Annotated in this window: 16 protein-coding genes; 12 read left to right on the plus strand and 4 right to left on the minus strand. The window is 43.8% G+C overall.

Features of this window, described 5'->3' with window-relative positions:
- The coding region (locus F597_RS20775; protein WP_185094370.1) for a transposase at positions 1–153 on the minus strand (153 nt) is incomplete at its 3' end.
- A 169-nt stretch (positions 154–322) separates the two neighbouring features.
- On the opposite strand from F597_RS20775, the gene F597_RS0112540 reads away from it, so the two are divergent.
- The 8 genes from F597_RS0112540 to F597_RS0112575 all read left to right on the plus strand — a co-directional run bounded on the left by F597_RS0112540 (position 323) and on the right by F597_RS0112575 (position 13,420).
- On the plus strand, positions 323–1,771 hold the full coding sequence (locus tag F597_RS0112540; protein WP_019540096.1) for a Gfo/Idh/MocA family oxidoreductase: 1,449 nt from the start codon (positions 323–325) through the stop codon (positions 1,769–1,771).
- A 59-nt stretch (positions 1,772–1,830) separates the two neighbouring features.
- Positions 1,831–3,390: a glycoside hydrolase family 140 protein gene (locus F597_RS0112545; RefSeq protein WP_019540097.1), complete on the plus strand. Its 1,560-nt coding sequence runs from the start codon at positions 1,831–1,833 to the stop codon at positions 3,388–3,390.
- Between the two features lie 8 nt (positions 3,391–3,398).
- Positions 3,399–4,289 carry a sugar phosphate isomerase/epimerase family protein gene (locus tag F597_RS20780; RefSeq protein ID WP_157279131.1) on the plus strand — a complete coding sequence of 297 codons (891 nt, stop codon included), beginning with the start codon at positions 3,399–3,401 and terminating at the stop codon, positions 4,287–4,289.
- A gap of 105 nt (positions 4,290–4,394) precedes the next feature.
- A complete protein-coding gene (locus F597_RS0112555) occupies positions 4,395–7,526 on the plus strand; it encodes a SusC/RagA family TonB-linked outer membrane protein (protein WP_019540099.1) in 3,132 nt (1,043 codons plus the stop codon).
- A gap of 43 nt (positions 7,527–7,569) precedes the next feature.
- A complete protein-coding gene (locus tag F597_RS0112560; protein ID WP_019540100.1) occupies positions 7,570–9,489 on the plus strand; it encodes a RagB/SusD family nutrient uptake outer membrane protein in 1,920 nt (639 codons plus the stop codon).
- A gap of 16 nt (positions 9,490–9,505) precedes the next feature.
- Positions 9,506–10,867, plus strand: coding sequence for a DUF5126 domain-containing protein (locus F597_RS0112565; RefSeq protein ID WP_019540101.1), 1,362 nt, complete (start codon positions 9,506–9,508; stop codon positions 10,865–10,867).
- A gap of 218 nt (positions 10,868–11,085) precedes the next feature.
- A complete protein-coding gene (locus F597_RS0112570; protein WP_019540102.1) occupies positions 11,086–12,294 on the plus strand; it encodes a glucuronyl esterase domain-containing protein in 1,209 nt (402 codons plus the stop codon).
- A gap of 454 nt (positions 12,295–12,748) precedes the next feature.
- Entirely contained in the window at positions 12,749–13,420 is a 672-nt protein-coding gene (locus tag F597_RS0112575) for a GntR family transcriptional regulator (RefSeq protein ID WP_019540103.1), read from the plus strand.
- On the opposite strand, the gene F597_RS0112580 is transcribed toward F597_RS0112575, so the two are convergent.
- Positions 13,405–15,108, minus strand: coding sequence for a D-apionate lactonase family protein (locus F597_RS0112580; protein ID WP_019540104.1), 1,704 nt, complete (start codon positions 15,106–15,108; stop codon positions 13,405–13,407). The two genes, F597_RS0112575 and F597_RS0112580, sit on opposite strands and share 16 nt — an antisense overlap.
- 202 nt (positions 15,109–15,310) lie before the next feature.
- Here F597_RS0112580 and F597_RS0112585 point away from each other — a divergent pair, with 202 nt between their 5' ends.
- From F597_RS0112585 to F597_RS0112595, 3 genes are all read left to right on the plus strand, one after another.
- Entirely contained in the window at positions 15,311–16,210 is a 900-nt protein-coding gene (locus F597_RS0112585; RefSeq protein ID WP_019540105.1) for a bifunctional enoyl-CoA hydratase/phosphate acetyltransferase, read from the plus strand.
- A gap of 104 nt (positions 16,211–16,314) precedes the next feature.
- Complete coding sequence (buk, locus tag F597_RS0112590; RefSeq protein ID WP_019540106.1) at positions 16,315–17,394, plus strand: butyrate kinase; 1,080 nt, start codon at positions 16,315–16,317, stop codon at positions 17,392–17,394.
- Between the two features lie 57 nt (positions 17,395–17,451).
- The gene (locus F597_RS0112595) at positions 17,452–18,741 is read left to right on the plus strand and encodes a hypothetical protein (RefSeq protein ID WP_019540107.1); all 1,290 of its coding nucleotides are present in this window, start codon (positions 17,452–17,454) and stop codon (positions 18,739–18,741) included.
- Here F597_RS0112595 and F597_RS0112600 read toward each other — a convergent pair.
- Both F597_RS0112600 and F597_RS0112605 read right to left on the minus strand, forming a co-directional pair.
- A complete protein-coding gene (locus F597_RS0112600; protein WP_019540108.1) occupies positions 18,738–20,108 on the minus strand; it encodes a dipeptidase in 1,371 nt (456 codons plus the stop codon). The two genes, F597_RS0112595 and F597_RS0112600, sit on opposite strands and share 4 nt — an antisense overlap.
- Positions 20,109–20,276: 168 nt before the next feature.
- Positions 20,277–21,158, minus strand: a complete 882-nt coding sequence (locus tag F597_RS0112605) for an SMP-30/gluconolactonase/LRE family protein (protein ID WP_019540109.1) — start codon at positions 21,156–21,158, stop codon at positions 20,277–20,279.
- A 328-nt stretch (positions 21,159–21,486) separates the two neighbouring features.
- On the opposite strand from F597_RS0112605, the gene F597_RS0112610 reads away from it, so the two are divergent.
- Positions 21,487–23,553 carry a gluzincin family metallopeptidase gene (locus F597_RS0112610; RefSeq protein ID WP_019540110.1) on the plus strand — a complete coding sequence of 689 codons (2,067 nt, stop codon included), beginning with the start codon at positions 21,487–21,489 and terminating at the stop codon, positions 23,551–23,553.
- Positions 23,554–23,561 lie beyond the last annotated feature (8 nt).

Consider the following 23,561-nt stretch of genomic DNA (forward strand, 5'->3'; position numbering starts at 1 on the left):
CTTGCATTCGTAGGCTTGTTTGTTTTGAAGCCAGTAATGTTCTTTACAATTACAATGACGACAAGTTATACCCATTTGGTCTCTTAGTTCTTTGAATTTTTTCCGACAGGACTCCTCATCGGGGTAATTTATGGCAAAATCCAGGATATTCATAGCTCGAATTATTTTATTGTTATTGATGTAAATATAATGAATATCAATGAATTGTGCAAACATTTTTTGAAACTTATTTATAACTTTTTCCCGCTAAATTCTTTAGGAAGAACTGCGGATAATCATTTTAAATAAAATGTATTTATAATAGCCAAAAAAGAAAGGAATCATGGAAAAATCCAGAAGAAAATTTCTAAAAAATGCAGCGATGGCTTGCAGTGTAATAACTATCGTACCGTCGCATTTTGTCTTTGCGAAAAAAGAGGCGAAAAACCAAAAAGGAGAGTTGATCAGAAGTGGGTCGGTGGTTCCCAGTGAAAAGGTGAATTTAGCTTGCTGCGGCATTGGAAATCAAGGAGGATCGGATATTAATATCATGTACAACACAGGGTTGTGTAATATCGTGGCTTTGTGTGATACAGATATGGGAGCTGCTCATACACTGAATCAGATAAAGAAATTTCCGGATGTTCCCCGTTATCGGGATTTTAGAAGGATGTTTGACGAAATGGCAAATGGGATCGATGCCGTCCTGATAGGAACTCCCGATCACTCTCATTTTCCCATTACAATGCTGGCCCTGTCTTTGGGTAAACCTGTGTATGTGGAAAAACCTTTGGCACGGACTTTCAATGAAATTGAACTGATGATGAAAGCGGCAAAAAAATATGGAGTTGTCACACAAATGGGAAATCAGGGACATTCGGAGAGTAATTATTTCCAGTTTAAGGCCTGGACTGAAGCAGGAATTATTAAAGATGTAACCGCGATTACTGCTCATATGAACGGCGGTCGACGTTGGCATAAGTTTGATGTAAACATGACAAGGCTCCCCGACTCTGAGCCAATCCCGGAAACATTGGACTGGGATACCTGGTTGATGGCCGTTCAACATCATGACTACAACAAGGATTTTATTAACGGACAATGGCGTTGCTGGTATGATTTCGGTATGGGAGCACTGGGCGACTGGGGGGCACATATTATCGACACCGCCCATGAATTCCTGAATCTTGGATTACCCTTTGAAATAAATCCGATTAAGCTTGAAGGGCATAATCCATTCTTTTTCCCGATGGCATCAACCATATTGTTCCGGTTTCCGGAACGGGACGGTATGCCTCCCTGCGATATCACCTGGTATGATGGCGTAAATAATATTCCGGAGGTACCCGAAGGATATGGAGTCTCTGAATTAGATCCGAATATTCCTCCGACAAGTGTTGGCAAAATCCAACCTTCGAAGCTTAATCCGGGAAAAATTATTTATAGTAAGGATTTGATATTTAAAGGAGGCTCTCATGGTCAGACATTGTCTATTATCCCGGAAGAAAAAGCCAAAGAGATGGAACACCTTTTACCCGAAGTACCGGAGAGCACATCAAACCATTGGGCTAATTTCCTTAAAGCTGTGAAAGGAGAAGAAAAAGTACGGTCTCCGTTTGAGGTCGCCGGTCCGTTATCCCAGATATTCTGTCTTGGCGTATTGGCTCAGAAACTTAATGCCAGACTGGAATTTGACCGTAAGAAAAAGATAATTACCAATAACAGATTGGCTAACGAATTGTTAGTTGGAGCTCCTCCACGCAAAGGATGGGAAGAGTTCTATAAGTTGTAAAGATATGTGCTATTGATAGATTTTTTGAAAATATATAATATGATAAAATATAATTGATTATGATTTTCAGCCAAAAAATGATTCGTCTCCCTCTTGAAAATGTTTTAACCGTTCATTTCTTTTCCTTCCTTTTGAAAGGGAAGAGTGTCAAAATAAAATCCGTTTTTTTGTTTTTGATCTCTTTTCTGTTGGGAGTGCCTTGTTTCGCACAGCAAGAGGCTGAACAACTTTATGTAAGCAAGAAGAATTCCCATCTTCTGGCCACAGCTAGGGAGAAGCCCGTATTCCTGAACAGTTTTACCGTTTGGAAGCTTTTAAGAAACGGCTCCCGGGAAGATGTAATTGAGTTGATCGCCAATCTGAAAGGTAAAAAGATCAATGCCATATCGATGATTATCCTTGATCTTGAGATGGCTGATCCCGGAAAGAACTTTTATGGTGATTTTGCTTTCAAACTGGGTAAAGAGGAGCTGCCAAATCCCTTGGAACCTATCCTGACTCCCGGGAATAACCCCGATTCCCCCGTCGAGTATGATTTCTGGGACCATCTGGACTGGGTTATCGAAAAAACAGATGAAAACGGGATGTATGTTGTTTTACATCCGGCCTGGGGTGACTGGTTTACCGGCTCTTACAACGGTAAGCCGAACAAGTATATCATCTTCAACCAGGAAAATGCCTATAAATACGGTTATTGGGTAGCTGAAAGGTACAAGGATGCGAAAAATGTGATCTGGATGGTCGGTGGAGACCGGTCGGCCGTTTACGGGAACCTCGACTACCGGAGTGTCTACACAGCCATGGCCAAAGGAATCACCGATGGGCTGGATAGTGGCTTGACAAAACCGCTTATCTCATTCCATCCGAGAAAATGGGCGCCGAACTCGTCGGACTGGTTTCATCACGAGGAGTGGTTAACTTTCAATTCTATCCAGGATACCCCTTATGACCAGGTTGTTTCTGTCCCCAACGATTACCGGTTGACACCCGTCAAGCCGACCTGGCTTTGTGAGGGACGCTATGAAGGGGCAATAACGGACTGGGGTGTCAGGTACCAGGCATGGCAGACTGTCCTGTCAGGTGGGTTCGGACATACTTACGGCTCCGACGCCTGGAAATTCCCCAAAGACTGGCGGAAGTACCTTGATTTGCCCGGCCTCCGCCAAATGGGATACCTATACCATGCCGTACGTGAAATTTGGACAGACAAGCAGTTTTTAGGGAGAACTCCCGATCAGGAGTTGATCATAGGAGTGCAGGGAGAGACAATCGGGGATGGAAATACCCGGGAGGATGGTGATGGTGGCGGTGCGGCAGCGTCGTCCATAACGGGTGGACATTCAGACCGGATTACCGCCATGCGCGGTAATGATAGGAGCTGGGTAATGGTTTATACTGCCGGCGGGAAAGATATCCATCTCGACCTTACAAAGTTAAAAGGGAGGCTGAATGCCTATTGGTTTAATCCGAGAACCGGAATGTGGTGGGTTGATGGGCATGAATCGAAAGCAATGCGCCCCTTCCGGAAGAGAATAAAAACAGGAAAGGGGGATTTGGTTTTTGATGCGCCCGGAGATCCTAAAAATGAAAACGACTGGGTATTAATTCTGAAAAAATGAAACGAAAAATGAAAACAATTCAACTTTTTATTCTTGCAATTTTGATCGTTCTGCCATTCGCTCTTTTTTCAAAAGAAAAAGGATCAAAATTCGCTGGAGTCCAGATCGGTATTACCACTTACAGTTATCGTAGTATGCCTGATCAGTCATTGCCTGCTGTTTTAAATTATCTGGTTGAATCCGGAATAAATTCGGTAGAGTTAAAGGGAGATCCGCTCGAAAAGTATTTGGGTATTCCTGACAAGAATAATCAGGAGGGAAGGAAGAATTGGCGTACATCTGTATCAATGAAGAAATTTAAGGAGATACGTAAGATGTTTTCAGCCAAAGGGGTAAAAATCGATATTATGAAGTTTGAAGCAGGTATAACCGATTGGTCAGATGCTGAAATCGACTACGCTTTTGCCGTATGTAAAACACTCGGAGCTCGTGGTATCTCGATGGAAATTTCTGAAGATGTGGCAAAACGATTCGCACCATTTGCCAATAAACACAAGCGTTATGTTATTCTTCATAATCACGGACAACCGGGAAACCCTGACTTCAGCTTTGACCGGATTTTGGCATATAGCCCTTATCTGATGTTAAACCTGGATGTCGGTCATTTCTTTGGTGCAACCGGAATGCATCCCAATGGCGTAATAGAAAGACTTCATAATCGTATTGCAAGCCTACATCTAAAAGATAAAACCGGACCGACGGCAGTCAACCCAAATCAGAATATGTCGTGGGGTGAAGGAGAAACTCCCATTGAAGATATTCTTCGACTGATTCAGAGAAACAAATGGCCGATTACCTGCGATATTGAGTTGGAGCATAAAATACCTGAAGGTTCGAATGCTGTGATAGAGGTTATAAAATGTGTAGAGTACTGTAGAAAATGTTTGTCTTCTCAGTGATGACTACTTCCTATCACCTGAATAAAGAACAAAGTTCAGGTGAATATTCCAACAAATTGTAAATTAAAAAAGATCCATATAAATTCTAGTTATTAATCTAAACAAATGAAGAATGAAATGAAACTGAAAATGAGAGTATTATTGTTCGCATTTCTTTTTATCCCTGTCTGTGTACTTGCACAACGGGAGGTGACTGTAAAAGGAAAGGTTATAGAAACCGAGACTAGCGAACCTTTGCCTGGTGTTAGTATTCTTGTAGATGGATCCACCAGAGGGGTAACCACGGATATGGATGGTACATTTGAGATACGGGCGTTGTCCACAGATAAACTGGTATTCTCTTTTATTGGAATGCAGTCCCAAACAATTGAAGTGGGTAATAAAACCTATCTTGAAGTTGTGATGCAACCTTTGGTTGATGAATTGGATGAAGTTACTATTGTGGCGTTTGGCAAACAGAAGAAAGAGAGTGTGATCTCTTCCATCGAAACGATCAATGCCAAAGACCTGCGTGTGCCGTCCAGCAACCTGACGACTGCTTTCGCGGGAAGAATGTCGGGCATGATTTCCTATCAGACCAGCGGGGAGCCGGGACAGGATAATGCTTCGTTTTTTATCCGTGGGATTACTTCCTTTGGAACCGGAAAAGTCGATCCTTTGATATTAGTCGACAATGTGGAGATGACTACCCACGACCTTTCCCGGTTGCATCCGGATGATATCCAAAGCTTTTCCATCCTGAAAGATGCGACCGCGACTGCGTTGTATGGAGCCAGGGGCGCAAATGGTGTCATTCTGGTAACCACAAAGGAAGGGAAAGAAGGATCCGTAAGAGTATCGGTGCGTGTAGAGAATTCGTTTTCGTCCCCGACAGAAGAAATCGAGATGGCCGATCCTATTACCTATATGCAGATGGCCAATGAAGCTGCCCTCACCAGGAACCCTTTGGCTCCGATGCCATACTCCAATAATAAGATTGAAAATACCATGAAAGGATTGAATCCGTATGTATATCCTGCCGTGGATTGGATGGATATGTTGACGAAGGATGTTGCTATTAATCAAAGGGCAAATCTTAATATTTCGGGAGGAGGAAAAGTTGCCCGCTACTATATTGCCGGTTCATTTTCCCAGGACAACGGGATATTGAAAGTGGATAAACGAAATAATTTCAACAATAATATCGACCTGAAGAAATACCTGATCCGGTCGAATATCAATATAAACCTGACTCCTTCGACTGAAGCGGTGATCCGTGTCCATGGGACCTTCGACGATTATATTGGTCCAATTACCGGGGGGACTGACCTATACCAGAAAATACTAAATGTCAGTCCCGTTCGGTTCCCGGCCTATTTCGAACCGGACAAAGCCCATCAATATACAGACCATATTTTGTTTGGTGGCCAGGAAGATGATTCCTATATGAACCCGTATGCCGAGATGGTCAGAGGGTATCGGGAAGAAAGTAAAACCGTCATGATGGCGCAAATGGAACTAAAACAAGACTTTGGTAAATGGGTAAAAGGATTGACCGGTAGACTTTTGGGAAATACTACCAGAAATTCGGCTTTCAATCTTTCCCGCGCCTATAATCCGTTTTATTACCAAGTATCCCAGTATGACCGGTTCAAAGATGAATACCTACTGACCGAATTGAATCCGGACGGAGGAACCGAATATCTGAACTATAGTCCCGGCGCTAAGGTTGTCTCCAGTTCATTTTATGCAGAGGGATCTGTCGCATATAACGAAACTTTTGGAGACCATGGGGTAAGTGGAATGTTGGTCGGGATCGTGAGGAACTCTTTGACCGCTAACGCTACGACTTTGTCCGAATCGCTCCAAAAAAGGAATCTGGGTCTTTCCGGACGTTTTACCTATGACTATGATCGTCGTTATCTGGCTGAATTCAATTTTGGGTACAATGGCTCTGAAAAATTTGACAAAGGACACCGTTGGGGATTTTTTCCGTCGTTTGGCTTAGGATGGGCCGTGTCCAATGAATCTTTCTGGAAAGAAAGCGGGATCAGTTCGTTGATCTCCAAACTGAAGGTGCGGGGAACCTACGGTCTGGTGGGCAATGATGAGATTGGAGATGTGCGCTTCTTTTACTTGTCAGACGTGAATATCGGTGGAGGAGGTTCTTTTACCACCGGCTATGATTTTAATAAATCCAGGACTGGAGTCAGGATTAACAGCTATCCCAATTCCGAAATTGGCTGGGAGATCGCTTACAAGTCCAATATCGGATTAGAACTGAGCCTGTTCAAAGATAGAATTGAAATTTTGGCGGATTTGTACAGGGAACACAGAACCAATATCCTGCAAGAAAGGGCAGATATCCCCACCTCAATGGGCTTATGGGCAACCCCGACGGGAAATCTTGGAGAGGCAGAGGGGAAAGGGATAGATGTATCAATCGATTATAATCATTCATTTGGAAAAGATTTTTGGATTACCGGGAGAGGTAACTTTACGTATGCCAGAGCCGTTTATAAATATTATGAAGAACCCGATTTGAGCGCGATTCCTTGGAGATCCAAGATCGGATTACCGATCTCTCAGGAACATGGCTTTGTGGCGGAACGCCTTTTTATTGATGAGGCTGATGTACGGAATTCACCCCGCCAGGATGTGGATGAATATGGCCCGGGTGATATCAAGTACAAAGATATTAATGGCGACGGGATCATTAATGAAATTGACATGGTACCGATTGGACGCCCCACTACACCGGAAATAAATTATGGGTTTGGACTCTCCACAGGGTATAAAGAAATCGATTTTTCATTCTTCTTTTCCGGATCTGCCCGTTCATCTTTCTGGATCGATCCTGGAAAAATGTCTCCATTTGTAAGGTCGAGTTCAGGAGGAAAGATACTTGAAACGGGTCTGGCCAAATTTATTGCGGATGATTATTGGTCCGAATCCTCCCAGAATCCTTTCGCCGGTTGGCCCAGGTTATCCAATTATCGGATAACCAATAATGTGCAGCGGAGTACCTGGTTTATGCAAAATGGCTCCTTTTTACGATTGAAAAGTGTGGAAGTGGGTTACTCCTTGCCCTCCCCGCTTGTTAAAAAGCTTCGGCTGGAAACATTTCGGTTCTATCTAAGCGGTACTAACCTGTTTAAGATCAGTAAATTCAAATTATGGGACGTGGAGATGGGCGGTAACGGTTTAGGCTATCCCCTGCAACGTGTAGCCAATGTTGGTATTAATGTTTCATTCTGACTTTTTTAATTTTAGAGATATGGTACGAAATAGATTAAATATAATGCTGTTTGCAGTAATTCTCACAATAGGAACAACAGTTATTTCCTGTAAGGATTACCTTGATGTTGTCCCGGACAACACTGCGACGATCGATCATGCTTTCCGTAACCGGCACGAAGCGGAAAAATTTTTATACGGATGCTTTTCTTTTCTCCCTAACCATGCCGATCCGGCTTCCAATCCGGCGTTGTTAGGTGGCGACGAAGTCTGGTACATTGACCCGGCCAATATTGTATCTCCAATTCTTTGGAATATTGCCAAAGGGAACCAGGGCACCAATTCCCCGTACGCAAACTACTGGGCAAGCCATCAGGACGGATATGACCTGAGGGGAGGTAAAGCGCTGTTTACTGCGCTGAGTGACTGTAATATTTTTCTGGATAATATCTACAAGCCCAAGGATTTGGATGATTACGAGCGGGATTGGTGGATCGCGGAAGTTACCTTTTTAAAAGCCTTCTATCATTTCTACCTGTTCCGGATGTACGGACCTATTCCACTCATCAGGGAAAACCTGCCGATCAGTGCGTCCTCAGACGAAGTGCGGCGTTACCGGGAACCGGTAGACGACGTGGTGAACTACATTGTAGAACTTCTCGACGCTTCCATTGAGAATCTACCCATGGAAATTTTAGATGTGACCAGTGACCTCGGTCGACCGACCAAGGCAACAGCCCTGGCGCTCAAAGCCCAGGTATTGACCCTTGCCGCGAGTCCCTTGTTCAACGGAAATACAGATTATGTCAACATAGTAGATAACAAAGGACGGCAACTGTTCCCGCAGGAATATCGACCTGAAAAATGGCAACGGGCCGCCGATGCGCTGAAAGAGGCCATCGACGTCGCACATGAAGCAGGACATGAACTTTTTGATTTCCGGACGATTCCCTTCTCTAACAACCTGAGTGATTATACTATTCTGGCCATGCAGGTGAGAGGAGCAGTAACGGAGCGTTGGAATAAGGAAATTATCTGGGGCGAGTCGAATGTGAACCCGGATCCCTTGCAACGAATCTGTTTTCCGGCATGGAACCCCAATCAAAATTCTGGTGGGATTGGTAAAAGTTATGCTCCTACGCTTCAGGTTGTTGAACAATTTTATACATATAATGGTGTTCCGATTGAAGAGGACAAAGAATGGGTTGGTATCAACCTGATGGATTTGCGCACGGGTAGTTCATCACACCGGTATTATATCCGTGAAGGGTTTCAAACGATCAACCTACATTTTTACAGGGAAGCCCGGTTTTATGGTGCAATTACCTTTGACGGCGGGACTTTTTATGGAAATGGTCGGACAAACTCTGACACAGACATGTGGCACACTCCAATGAAAGGATTAGATCCCGGGGGCGGTGTAGCGCCTACGGAACGGTATTCCAGTACCGGGTATTTATGTAAAAAACTGACCCATTACCTGACTTCCGTCCCAGAAGCCAATTCCAGTATTACCTGTTATAGGTATGCTTTCCCAATCATCCGGCTGGCTGATTTGTATCTGATGTATGCCGAGGTATTGAATGAAGTAAAAGCGACGCCGGATGCGGAAGTATATGAATATATCGATTTGGTACGGGCGCGCACCGGCCTGGAAGAGGTCGTGGAAAGCTGGCAGGCTCATTCCCTCAACCCGGATAAGCCCTCCACGAAGGAAGGGATGCGGGAGATTATCCGTAGGGAACGGTTGAATGAACTGGCTTTCGAGGGTAGCCGATTTTGGGACCTCCGGCGCTGGAAATTGGCAGAAGAATATATGAACCGGCCGATCCGGGGACTGAATATAGTGGGACAGACAGCAGCCGATTTTTATCAGGTAAAAGAGGTTTATTCGCCTACATTTACCAAAAAGGATTATTTGTGGCCTATCAGGCAAAGCGTACTGCTTAAAAATACAAATCTTGTTCAGAATTTAGGATGGTAACAAAAAAATAAGAGGAATGAAAAAACAATTGATTATCATGCAGGTAGTGATCCTGCTTTTCACCCTTTGGAATTGTACTGAAGTGAAAGACTGGCAGGATCCGGTCGACACCGTTCCGCCCGGAACAGTGAGCAACGTTAAGGTAGAGAACATACATGGAGGGGCAAGAATTACTTATACTTTGCCCAGCGATAACGATTTATTGGGTGTAAAAGCGGTATATTCACTTGAAAAACAGAATCAGGAAATCCGGGAGGCATTTTCATCTGCATTCCGTGACACCATAGTGTTGGAAGGATATGCTGATACTTCCGAGTATCCGGTAACATTATATGCGATCGACAAGAGCAGAAATGAATCCCCCCCTGTACATGTTACGATCAAACCGTTAGCACCCCCTGTCGCACTGATAAGGGAATCATTAAAGGTCAGCGCGACTTTTTCCGGACTTCATGTGACTTGGGAAAACCCAATGAATAAGGCAATAGCTCTCTCCCTTTACAAAAATAACGATCAGGGGGAAATGGAAGTCTTTGATACCTACTATTCAGAGGCTTCTCTTGGAAAAGCTACTTTTAGGGGTTTGGAAGCCGTAAGCCAGGATTTCAGATTCGAACTGCGCGACAGATGGAACAACTATTCTGCTCCGTTGGATACAACTCTAACTCCGTTATATGAAGAAGAAATACTCGGAAAAGATCCGGTGACAGGAATGGTGATTTGGACACAATGGGGATGGCCCGGCAACAAGGCTGACGGGACCCACCTGTACCGGGGGGACATGCACCGCCTGATCAACAACAGATTTATCGACAGGGCTGTGGATGGCGAGCTGATGAGCGGAGGCGCCTACTGGCATTGCTCCAATAATGTGTTAGGGGATTTTGTCCCGGGAGAATCCGAGTCGAATCTGTTTCCTTATTACTTTACCATCGACATGGGACGCAAAGCTTCATACAGCCGTTTCCGGTGGTGGATGCGGGATAGGTCTCCGCTCTATTCGGCAGAACTTCCGCTCGATTTCGAAGTATATGGGACCAATGATCCCAAACCGCTTGACCAGATCGGTGACGGTAGTAAGGAAGACAATTTGAAATACTGGACAGGATGGCCTGCCGTAGGCGGTACCGATGCCTGGAAAGAAGATTGGGTAAAGTTGGCTGATTGTCATATGCGTCTTCCCTCCGGCGCCACAACACCCGCTACACTGACCAATGAGGATCAAGAATTTATAAGGGCCGGTATTGAACATGAAATCGATGCGGATAAAACAAGTATGCCGTTCCGTTACATCCGGTTCTGCGTTTACAGTACCAATACCGGCGTGCCGCAATTTATGATCAGTGAACTGAAATTCTGGGGAGCATACGCAGATTAATGGGTTGCTAATATAACGATCAAAGACTATAATAACAATACATGCCTTTCAATAAAATACAGATTAATAGGGTTGAGAATACAACCACAACCTTATTAATCTGTTGTAACAGTAAAATAAGAACAGTTTTTGAATATATTTTTAAACCATTAAATCGAACAGAGAATCAAGAGATGTGAAATGGAAAAAATAGATAAGATCGTAATCGTTCTGAATTTATGAGAAAGAATAAAATTATTTTGTTGATTTTATATGTGTTATTGATCATTTTGATTAATTGCAGTAACAATAATCCTGGCAATATTGAGGAGCAACAGTATATACCACAACCCGGAATGAGTGTGAGAGACGACAGAGTTGTTTGGACAAAAAAGGATGATATCCCTTCTCCTTTTCTTCATGACGATGGATCTGTAGTCAACTCTCCTGTGGAGTGGGAAGCTCGCCGCGAATTGATAAAAAAAATACTCGAAGAATATGTATATGGCCCCCGGCCAACACTCCCTATCGAACATATTGAGACTGGAAAAGAATATCCCGATTATTTTGTCTCCGCAAATGCAATAACCTACCATGCTAAAATATTTTATGATAACTCCAGATGCTTTAATATACGTGTAACCCGTCCATCTGGAAATGGACGCTATCCCGTTATTATCCGTTATGAAAATAATGAGGACTTTCGTTTTCCTATTGAAAAAGAGTGTATCGACAATAACCGGTATGTAATTGTCGCGCTAAACCATTTGTCAGTTGCCCCTGAAGAGGAACAGATCCTGGAGAATCAAATGCATGAATCTAAAGTTCTCATGTCATGGGCTTACGCTGCATCTCTTACAGTGGATTATTTAGAGATGCTTGATTTTGCAGATTGCTCCAAAATAGCTGTCGCGGGAATGTCAAGAACGGGCAAATCTGCCATCTGTGCTGCTGTTTATGATGAAAGAATTGCAATTGTAGTAGCCAATAGTTCAGGTGCTGCGGGCGCCTCGGGGTTTCGGAATTTCGGCGAGAAAAGCACACAGGCCATCAATATCGTGCGGCATCAACCGACCTGGGTATCAGAAAAACTTCTCGAATATATTGATAATCCGGATGAACTCCCTGTCGACATGCACTTCGCCCGTGCGTTGATAGCGCCCAGAGTAATCCTCACTACTGAGGCTTATGATGGAGGAGGTGCAAAATGGGCGGGGCCGGTCAGTACATTCAGAATATGGGAAGCCTCTGATTACGCGTTTGAATTGTATGGAAAAACAGTAAATAATCTTATCCATTTGAGGCGGGGAGTGCATGATCAGCTGAAAGAGGACTATGAAAGGATGATGGAAGTTATAAATCATGTATTTTATGGAGACTCTTTTGAGTCCACATCTTATCGGAAGAATATTTATGATTATGAGTTCTATCGTTATGGGCAATATTAAAAAAGACAACCAATTATGAACTACGACAAAGAAAAGTACAAGATTTGGAGTTGGAAAGTCCTGTGATTTTACACTGGATTATAAATCCAGGGGTGGTAATTAATGAGCTAATATTGGGACAAGCAATCCTTTTATTTTGGTAGGATAGAAGTCCTGCCAATTATATGTGGAATAATCTAATATCATATATGGAAATGTGGGTATTATGCATATATTATAGATAGCTTAAACACTGGGACTTTTTTATAAATGGGATAATGTATGTTTTGTTGAAATTTTTTGTATTTTTGTGACATATTCTTTTGTATATCATATATGCATGATATTGTATATTTTTAATGTCTGGGTTAAACTAAATGAGCAAAAATCAAGCTTGCATGTACTTTGCCACAGATAAGAATTAATGATGGCGGAGCAGGTGGTTCAAATAGTCTAATTTTAATGAACTTTTTTAATGAAGAATTCAACCTCGAATGATGCTTATGACCGTATACTAAAGGCAATCATTAGCTCGGAACTCCGACCGGGCGATACTGTAGCGGAGATCCAACTGGCGCAGAAGTTTGGTTTTGGACGCACGCCTGTAAGGGAAGCAATTATGCGTTTGGAGAATGAAGGATTTATCGTCTCCTTGGAGCGCAAGAAAAAAATTTATATTCTTTTTCCAAAGGATATCGAAGAGATATTTCAGATAAAACAGGCGATAGAAAGTATGGTTGCATCTCAGGCTTCGGAAAAAGCTTCCCCAGAGAACAAAAAAGAACTGGCGGATATGCTCGCTGAGATGAGGTTGTTAAAGAATGGAGAGGAATCCCAACGCGATGCCTATGTGCAAAGATGGCTCGAGTTAGATACCCAATTCCATAACTTATTATTCAAGATTGCCAACAATTCGCGGGCAGGATTGATTGTGAACAATTTGAATCTTCAGTTTCTCCGTATCAAATTGGGTATGTTAGTGCTGGAGGAACGTGTTGAAAAATCGGTACGTGAGCACCTTGAAATAGGAGAAGCTATTTTCGAAGGACGAAAAGAAGATGCTGCACGATTGATGTATACCCATTTAGAGACAGTGAAACAAACTATTATCGCACTGATGAATACGTTTTATCACGATTCGCTTTGATCCGTAATCTCTTTTTCGGTATATTGAATCTCATGCGGATCCAGTTTCATTTTGCATGAGTTCTGCAAAATGATAATGGGTCCATCGGTAAGATTGGCAATTACCGAATGTTTCTTCCCTTTTGATTTCCAGGCGAGTGAAGCATACTTTTCAGGTGACGACGAACAGTCCGGATAGAATCCTTCAGGCGGATGATTTGACAATATCTCAAAAAATGAAAGAAGAGGAGAGTTTAACACAGGATAAAAAATAGAAATGATCGCTTCTGCTCCGGCTGCAATAAGTTCATGGAGTGCTCCAATGAACCAGGCCGTTTCGAAATTACTCCCGGCATAAGGGTAGTTGGCCACATGATTGTCAGATGTGTGTTTTTCTACATTCGCATTGAATCTCCGGAACAGTGATAGAGCTGTGATGTGTATAGGCATACCTTTACCTAAACTTTGGGCAGTTTTTACGGTATCGTATTGCCCCATGATATTTTCAGTAATTGATAACCTGTCAGACGCATGTTCCTGCGGCTGAATCGAATAACATGAGAAGTCTATCTCCTGAAAGGATGGGAAATTACGGTTTAGTTGGGCAAAATTGGCATCAGTGCCTGCTCCAATTCGAGCATTCGGGAAAAATGTGCGCAGGACCGGTATTAGATCCCGGAGATAGTTATCTGCAGGAACAAACTCTTCCGACGACAATAAAGCAATAGAATGAATGAATTGCAGTAACGAGTTATGTTTGCAAAATGACTTGAATATTTCTATTTCGCTTTTATACTGTTCGCTGAAATAGAGCAATGCATAGACAGGGATATTCTTTTTCCGTGCGAACAAAATGCTGTTCACTACCTTTTCCTCCCAGCTATCATTGTACAAATGAAAATCAATGCGCAGAAAGGAAAACGGAAAAGTGTCCCTTTCAAGAAAGTGATTCATCATATCTCCGGCTAAATTACCCGGAATTATTGTCCCCAACCGAGGTGAGGGAAACATTTGTTGTCCTGTATTTTTTGGATCCTCATTACCCGAATACGTTGTAGTATAAACGTTAGGTAATACTGTAACGGATATTTTTTGATGAAACAGATCTCCTTTTTTTACCTCTATGGGAAAAGGCAACTCCAAAGGAGTAGAATAAATTTTATAGGAAGCATCGGTCCAGTTTCGTTGATCTTCCATTTCAAAAATATCTCCTTCAAAATTGATTCTTACCTGAAAACCGTCCGACTGCAACTCAATTTGGGAGATTTCTTTTATCGGTTGATGAGGAGAAACAAGGCGAGGAAGTTCTGTCGAAGTAAATGTATGATCAATATGCGAAACATTGCATGGTGTACCCTTTAATGAAGAAGGTAAATGGATGCATAATCCGATCCTGTTTTTCATAAAATTGGTTGAAGCCTTGCCGAACGCTTCAATGACAAGTTGATTATGTTCTATTTTTATTGTCAATCTGGCGGTGAAATCTACCTTACTTTTCTTAAAGATAAGGTCATAAGAATAAATGGCTGTTGTGCCTGATAGCTCAGAGTTGAAATTCTTTACTACATATTCAATATTCAACCACTCCTCATCTCTTACAGCAAAATAAATCCGCTGGATAATTTCTTTTCCCTGTATATTTATTTTACGTAGATCGCCATCGGAAAATAAGAAGCTGAAAAGGTTAGTGTCTATACTGAGAGGATCCATTGTTGTTGATTTTCAGATAGTAATATTTATTCTCAAGATGTTTTGGAATAGTATATATCGACTGTTACAAAGGTAATAAAACTATTTTATCATTTCATTTCTCATCTATTTACTTTTTGTCAAAAAATCCCTTGGATTATAACTGGATATTGTTGGATTTTTTGTTTATTTGCAAGTAAAATAGTGCAAAATAATAGTTGCTATGATTCGTGATTTGACTGAACTACTCCGGAAAGCGAAAAACCGGCCCGTGCGGAAGGTCGTTGTTGCTGCCGCCGAAGATGAACATGTTTTGAAAGCTTTGCAGAATGCTATAAAGGAGGAGATTATCATACCCCTGCTCGTAGGAGATAAAGAGAAGATTGAGCAAATAGCACAGTCGATTGGTTTTTCTCTGGACGGCATCGAATTGATTGATAATCGGGAGGGTAGTACTATTTCTGCGCGGATCGCCGTTGAGAAAGTAAGAAGCGGAGAAGCTGATATTATCATGAAAGGTTTTGTGAGTACCGGCGACCTCTTGAAAGCAGTACTGGACAAAGATACGGGCTTGCGGACAGATCAGTTGTTGAGCCATGTGGCTTTCTTTGAATCACCCTATTACCATAAAATCTTTTGTGTAACTGATGTGGCGATGAATATCGCTCCTGATCTGGATGCAAAGGTGCAGATCATTCATAATGCGGTGAAAGCATGCCATGGGATTGGTATCGGGAATCCCAAGGTGGCTGTGGCTGCCGCAGTGGAAACTGTGAATCCAAAGATGGAAGCAACGGTACATGCCGCTCAGTTGAAAGAGATGAACGACAAAGGTTTGTTGAAAGGGTGTATTGTCGATGGCCCTTTTGCCGTTGATATTGCGGTGAATGCCGCGGCAGCACGACATAAAGGTGTTGGAGGAGAAGTGGCCGGCGATTGTGATGTGATCCTCGCCCCTGACATAGAAGCGGGAAACATGTTTTACAAGGCACTTAACTTTCTGGGAGGAGCTGTCTCAGCCGCAGTCGTGATGGGTGCTTCGGTACCGGTCGTGCTGACATCGCGATCTGATGATGAGCAGAGCAAATTGCTCTCAATCGCTCTGGCTACGCTGATTGCTTAACAGACGAAGTTTACCGTGTACTGTAGTTTCCAAAGGTAGACGGTTGGTTTTAGTCGTCTACAGATCAACAAAATGACTTTAAACTGATAAAACAAGATATTCAAATGGGAGTAAATACGCGTATTTTAGTGATTAACCCCGGTTCCACTTCTACAAAGATTGCTATCTTTCAACAGGAAAAGGTGATTTTTCTGAAGACGATCAAACATTCTCAGGAAGTGTTGAGCAAATTCAAACGGATCACAGATCAATATGAGTACCGAAAAGAAGTCATTTACGAAGAATTGAAAAATGCCGATGTACCGTTAGAGACCATCGATGCGGTGATTGGGCGCGGTGGATTAGTGAAACCCATTGGTTCCGGTGTTTACCGGGTGAACGAGGCAATGAGAAAAGACCTGCTGGAATGTAATCGAGGGGAACATGCCAGTAATCTTGGGGGATTGATAGCTGCCGATATCGCAAAGCTGCTCCCTTCGGCCGAAGCTTTTATCGCCGATCCGGTAGTGGTAGATGAACTTGATCCGTTGGCTAGGTATTCGGGACACCCCGACTTTGAGAGGAATTCTATTTTCCATGCACTGAACCAGAAAGCAATTGCACGCTCGCATGCCAACTCTGTCATGAAAAAATATGAGAATCTGAATCTTATCGTAGTCCATTTGGGAGGCGGTATTACGGTTGGTGCACATCGCAAGGGAAGGGTTGTAGATGTAAACCAGGGATTGGATGGCGATGGTCCTTTTTCACCGGAACGTTCGGGTACACTGCCCGTAGGAGCTCTATTGAAAGCTGCATTCAGTGGTCAATACAGTTACGAAGAGATGTACTCGATGATCGTCGGTAAAGGTGGGATGATGGCATACCTGGGGACAAATGATGCCTATTTGGCTGAACGGGAAGCGAAAGATGGCGATGAAAAATGTAGGGAGGTACTGGAAGCAATGGCCTACCAGGTGGCGAAAGAGATAGGAGCAATGTCCACCGTATTGAAAGGGGAAGTTGATGCGATCCTGATTACAGGAGGGATTGCCAATAGCAAATGGTTCTGTAATCTTGTCATAGAACGTGTCTATCGTATAGCACCTGTCCATGTTTATCCCGGACAGGATGAGATGGGGGCTTTGGCAGAGAACGCTCTTCTTGCAATCAACGGTGATATCGAGATAAAGGAATATAAATAGGCGTATTCTCGCAACGTATAGAACCATTCAGCCAGAACCAGACAAATGTTTTAGCAGATGTATCTTTTTAATCCCGAGAATGATCTCGCATTGGCCAATTTCTCCCTTAATTATACACCGCCGGCATCCGCGATCCGAATGGCAGAGGAGTTGGCGGTTTTGCCCATCTGGTATGCCGGGGCGGATGCTGCGAGTGCCGGAAAAGATGGATTGGTTGGTGGAATAAGTACGGCGATTGATACAAAGGCGGTTGCCTGGGACACGGTGATGGCTGCAGGAAGTGCAGACACGTCAGAGAGTAGCGATACTAAAGTGATTGCCGCAGGAGAGTTGAACCATTCCTTTCTGGAGACAGTTAAAAAGGTTTTGCCTGTACAGGCGTCACTTGTCTCATTTTCGGATATTGCGTCATACCCCCACCTGAAAATTGTTCCCTGGGGATGGAATCCTGCATTAAAGAGAAAACTTATATCATCAGGTGTGTCTGAAGACGCGTTGCCTTCGGCAAAGGAATTGATACGCCTGAGGAGCTATTCGAACCGCTTACATGCCGTGGAGATATTGCGTGAGTTACAAACTGAAGAGGAAAGTTTTTGCGGAGAGTCCCGTTTTTTTACAGATACGGAAGAGCTGTATGCGTGGTTGCAGTCCATACCCGGAAGTAAAGTGTTGAAAATGCCCCTCTCGGGTAGTGGAAAAGGATTAATATGGATATTGGGAGGGATTACCGATAAGCAACGTGACTGGTGCCGGCGGGTCATCCGGGAGCAGGGTGGAGTAGTGGCAGAACCGGTACTGACTAAAATACAGGATTTTGCGATGGAATTTTACCTGCACGAAGAGGCGGTGCGTTTTGTCGGCTATTCCATGTTTAGTGCTGCCGCCTCTGGTGCATATACAGGCAATGAACTGCTCAGCGATACCCGGATTGAGGAAAAACTCAGTAACTTTGTTTCAGTAGAGTTATTACGCCGGCTCAGAAATTCACTGATTGAAAAGTTATCGGGCCGCTTTCCGCTTTATACTGGCTACGCGGGAGTAGATATGATGGTGTGTGAGACGCCCGGAGGGTATTGTCTTCAACCCTGTGTAGAGATCAATATGCGAATGAATATGGGAATAGTGGCACGTATCTTCCATAATCGGTACCTGTATCCCGAGGCGGAAGGAAAGTTCGTAGTGGATTATTTTAAAAAACCGGAAGACGCTTTATTATTCCATGAGAAAATGCAACGGGAGTCCCCTCTCAAAGTAGAGAACGGAAAGATACTTTCCGGCTACCTGTTGTTGACTCCCGTTACCAAAACTACCAGTTATATTGCTTATGTGAGTGTTTTGAGAAATTAGTCTCTTTCTTCCGCTAAATACTGGTAAAACAGGGGAAGGGTTCTGATACCGTTATAGAACTGTTCCAACGGGAAATTCTCATTGGGTGAGTGGATAGCGTCCGATCCCAGTCCGAAACCCATCAGTACCGACTTAACTCCCAGTATTTCTTCGAAAGTAGCAATGATAGGTATACTTCCGCCGGAACGCACAGGGACGGGATCCTTTCCGTACACATCTTTCAATGCTTTTTCTGCTGCTTTGTATGCAGAAAGATCAATAGGGCAGACGTAGGATGGTCCGCCATGCAGGTATTCCACCTTTACCTTTACCGATTTCGGGGCGATAGACTCAAAATATTTCACAAACAGTTTTTCTATTTTCTTGTGATCCTGATTGGGTACCAGACGGGTGCTGATCTTGGCATACGCTTTGGAGGGCAGCACCGTTTTAGCTCCTTCACCGGTATAACCGCCCCATATCCCGCATACGTCGAAAGTCGGTCGAATGCCGGTACGCTCGTTGGTGGTATATCCTTTTTCCCCGGACAGTTCTTTTACTCCGACAGCCTTTTTGTATTCCTGAATGGAGAAAGGTGCTTTGGACATCATGGTTCGCTCTTTCCTGGAGACCTCCGCTACATCGTCATAGAAGCCCGGAATGAGAATACGTCCCTCATCATCCATGGTTTGGGCAATCATTTTTGAGAGCACATTGATAGGATTGGCTACCGCTCCGCCGAACAGTCCTGAATGGAGGTCGGCAGCAGGTCCCGTTACTTCAACCTGCCAGTAAGCCAGGCCACGCAGCCCGGTAGTGATAGAGGGCACGTCGCGGGCGATCATCGAGGTGTCTGAGACAAGGATCACATCAGCCTGCAGCATTTTCTTGTGTTTTTTGCAGAACTTCGGAAGGTTGGGCGATCCTACCTCTTCTTCCCCTTCAATAAGGAATTTTACATTGCATCCCAGTTTATCGGATTGTACCAGATATTCGAACGCTTTGGCGTGCATGAACGACTGTCCTTTGTCGTCATCTGCGCCGCGTGCCCATATCTTGCCATCTTTTACAACCGGTTCAAAAGGATCGGTTTTCCAGAGGTCGACCGGATCGACCGGCATCACGTCCATATGCCCATATACCAATACGGTTGGTGCTTTCTTATCGATGATCTTTTCTCCATAGGTTACCGGATTTCCGTCGGTCTCCATCACCTCCGCCTTGTCGGCGCCGGCTGCCAGCAGGATTTCTTTCCATTTTTCGGCAGCACGGTACATATCGGGTTTATGCGCCGGGATCGATGAAATGGAAGGGATGCGGATCAGTTCGAAAAGTTCATCCAAAAAACGTTGCTTGTGTGTTTCTACGTACTTGTTGATTTCGTTCATGTTGTTCTTATTTTATAGTTCAATTATATTAGTCGTTTTCTCGCTATGGCAAAGTTCAAACAAGTTTGACTTTGCTCATTTAGCTTAACGAAAACGTTCAATAATAATAGTTTCATAGATTCCCTCTCATATCGTATTGTGAGGTGATTAATATGTGTTGATAGGGCGTTATTTTACACCCTTCACATTCATTTTTAGGGTATAGACCGAACTGCGGGCAGTGATAAACAGGATATCCCGGTCTTTTCCTCCGAAACAGACGTTGGACGGACTTTCAGGGACTTCGATCTCTTGTATCAGTTTCCCATCCGGTGAATAGACCCATACTTTGCCCATAGTGAGATAGATATTTCCCTGTTCATCGATAGTCATTCCGTCGGAACCTTCAGGTGCAAAGAAAGTTTTGTCCGTGAGGGTTCCGTCGGACCGGATCTCATATTTCCATATTTTCCGATCGTTTATATCAGCTACATACAGCACCTTACCGTCAGGTGTACCTATGATCCCGTTAGGTTGCCTGTAATCATTTACCACCCGTGATATCGCCCCGGCGCCTGAAAGATGATAGACTCCCCGTACATCCTGTACCTCGGTATGCTCCTCCTTCCAGTAATCCCGGTGATAATAGGGATCGGTGAAGTAGATATCCCCATTGGGGGCAATCCATAAATCGTTGGGGCCGTTCAGATGCTTATCCTCGTAACTTTCAAAAAGGGTATGCATTTTCTTTTCATGATCAAAAACTACAATCTGGTTATGCAGATCGGCACAAGCAACCAATTGACCGGCAGCATTAAAATACATGCCGTTGGATCTTCCGGTGTTGTCCGACCACAATTCGATTCCCCGGGTTTCGTCCCATACATAAATACGGTCGTTGGGCTGATCGGTAAAGAAAATTCTCCCGTCCGGTGAAACGGCCGGGCCTTCGGTAAAAGCATAACCGGTACCGGCTTGTTGAATCTCTGCGTCCTCGGCGATAATGCCGGACTCCTGTCCGTAAAGGACGATAGTTGCTGATAGAAGAAGCAAAGTATTTGTTAATCTCATTTAAAATAATTTAGTTGTTTGTTTTTTCGCATCGCAAACGTCAGTCACTTCCGTTTCCCTGGCTGTCGATACCACTCTGGTAATTACTATTAATTCCTCCGGGGGTCGTGACCCCGTTCCTTCATCTTTCAATATCACCTGGCAATTACCATTTATCCTGGTATTGGCCGGATAAAAACAAATTTACTCCGATGAATGTTGTGGTGTAAAACTATAAAAAAATTCCGGAACATTGGGTAAGTAGAAGATGTTTTTTAATTGATTTTTATATCTTTGTGAAATATGTACAATATCAAGAGTCTTTATGTTTTAAACTAAAAACAAAGTCATGAAGAAATTCTTATTCTTTACCCTTTCTGTCTTTCTTATCGGATTAACAGCATGTAATAATTCCGGTCAAAACAACAAAAATAAGATGCAGACAACTGATTTTATCCCTGATGCCCAGGTTGAGGCGGTGATTAAACAACTCACAGACTCTCTTGGGGAATCTCACGCATTCCGTATTGAACGTGGGGTGCGGCAGGTAGCCGGGCTGTGGCGTGAACAAGACGGTACGGCAGATGATTTTACCGGATTTTGCAAGGGTTCGTTCATTAGTGATACGGCGCAACTCTCCCGGCTGTTCAATACGTTGGAACGTAACTTCGAAGTGATTTACGGCTACTTCCATAAGATGGATGTGATGCTCAAAGCACCCTTGCAATTAGAGGGGCCTGAGATCACATCCGTAGACATGATGTTTGGCGGCTATGATGTTTCGGCTCATTTGACCGACGATTTGTACGACAATAAAGTTGCTTTTCTTACAGCATTGAATTTTCCCTTCTATACTTTGGAAGAAAAAACTGAACAGGGGGGAGAATGGTCGAGAAAAGAGTGGGCCTATGCCCGCATGGGTGACAGGTTTATATCGCGTGTGCCGGCAGCTGTTCAGCAGGATATTTCCAGAACGATAACCGAAGCAGATGCCTATATCTCCGACTACAATATCTATATGGGAAATCTGCGGAATGAAAATGGAGAACAACTGTTTCCCCCCAATATGAAACTGATCTCTCACTGGGGATTGCGAGACGAACTGAAATCGAATTATGCCGACAGTGAAAAAGGATTGGAAAAACAGCGGATGATCTACGGTGTGATGCAACGCATTATCGACCAGTCAATTCCCCGCCAGGTAATCAATAGCGACAGCTATTCATGGAACCCGATCACAAATGAATTATTTGATAATAATGGAAAAACGGTCGCATCCAAACCCGAAGATATCCGTAGGTATGAGGTGTTTCTGAAAAATTTCCGGGCGATGCGTCAGCTCGATCCCTATTCTCCCCATTATCCCACTCAACTAATCCGTGCGTTCGATGGTACGATGGAAGTACCTCAAAAAGATGTGGAGGAACTATTCAGGGGATTGCTCTCTTCGCCGCAGGTGAAAGAGGTGGCTTCATTTATTGAATCGAGGCTGGGACGGAAGCTGGAACCGTTCGATATCTGGTACAACGGTTTCAAATCGGGAGGAGGTATTCCTGAAGATGACCTGACAGCCATCACTTCGCGGAAGTATCCCTCTGCAGAAGCACTAGAAGAAGACCTTCCCAATATTTTGATAAAGTTGGGTTGGAAGCCTGCTAAAGCCAGAGAGATTGCTTCACTTGTTACGGTGGATGCTTCCCGTGGTGCCGGCCATGCCTGGGGAGCTGCCATGCGGAATGATGTAGCACGCTTGCGTACCCGTGTCGGGACGGAAGGTATGGATTACAAAGGCTACAATATTGCTGTGCATGAGTTCGGACATAATGTGGAGCAGACCATTACCATGAACGATGTGGATTATTATATATTGAACGGTGTTCCCAATACTGCCTTTACTGAAGCAGTAGCATTTATCTTCCAGAAGAGGGATCTGGAGTTGTTGGGATTGAAAAATCCGAACCCGGAAGATGAGTATTGGCTGGCGTTGGATAATTTCTGGTCTTGTTATGAGATCATGGGTGTTTCTCTTGTCGACATACAGGTATGGGAATGGCTATATGCTAACCCCGATGCTACAGCGGAACAACTGAAAGAGGCGGTGATTAGTGCTGCCAAAGAGGTATGGAACAGCTATTATGCCGGTATATTGGGAGGAGAGGATGAGACATTGCTTGGTATCTATTCACATATGATTGACTATCCGCTCTATCTGCCCAACTATCCGATGGGCCATCTGATCGCTTTCCAGATTGAGCAGCAGGTACAGGGTAAGAATCTTGCCGACGAGATGGATCGCATGTATACGCAGGGAAGTATTATTCCCCAGCATTGGATGAAAAATGCTGTGGGTTCACCTATTTCCATTGAGCCGTTGCTTGCCGCAACCAATGAGGCATTGCAAGCGTTAAAGAAATGAATCGGGCT

The organism is Proteiniphilum acetatigenes DSM 18083, assembly GCF_000380985.1.
In the GTDB taxonomy this organism is placed as follows: domain Bacteria; phylum Bacteroidota; class Bacteroidia; order Bacteroidales; family Dysgonomonadaceae; genus Proteiniphilum; species Proteiniphilum acetatigenes.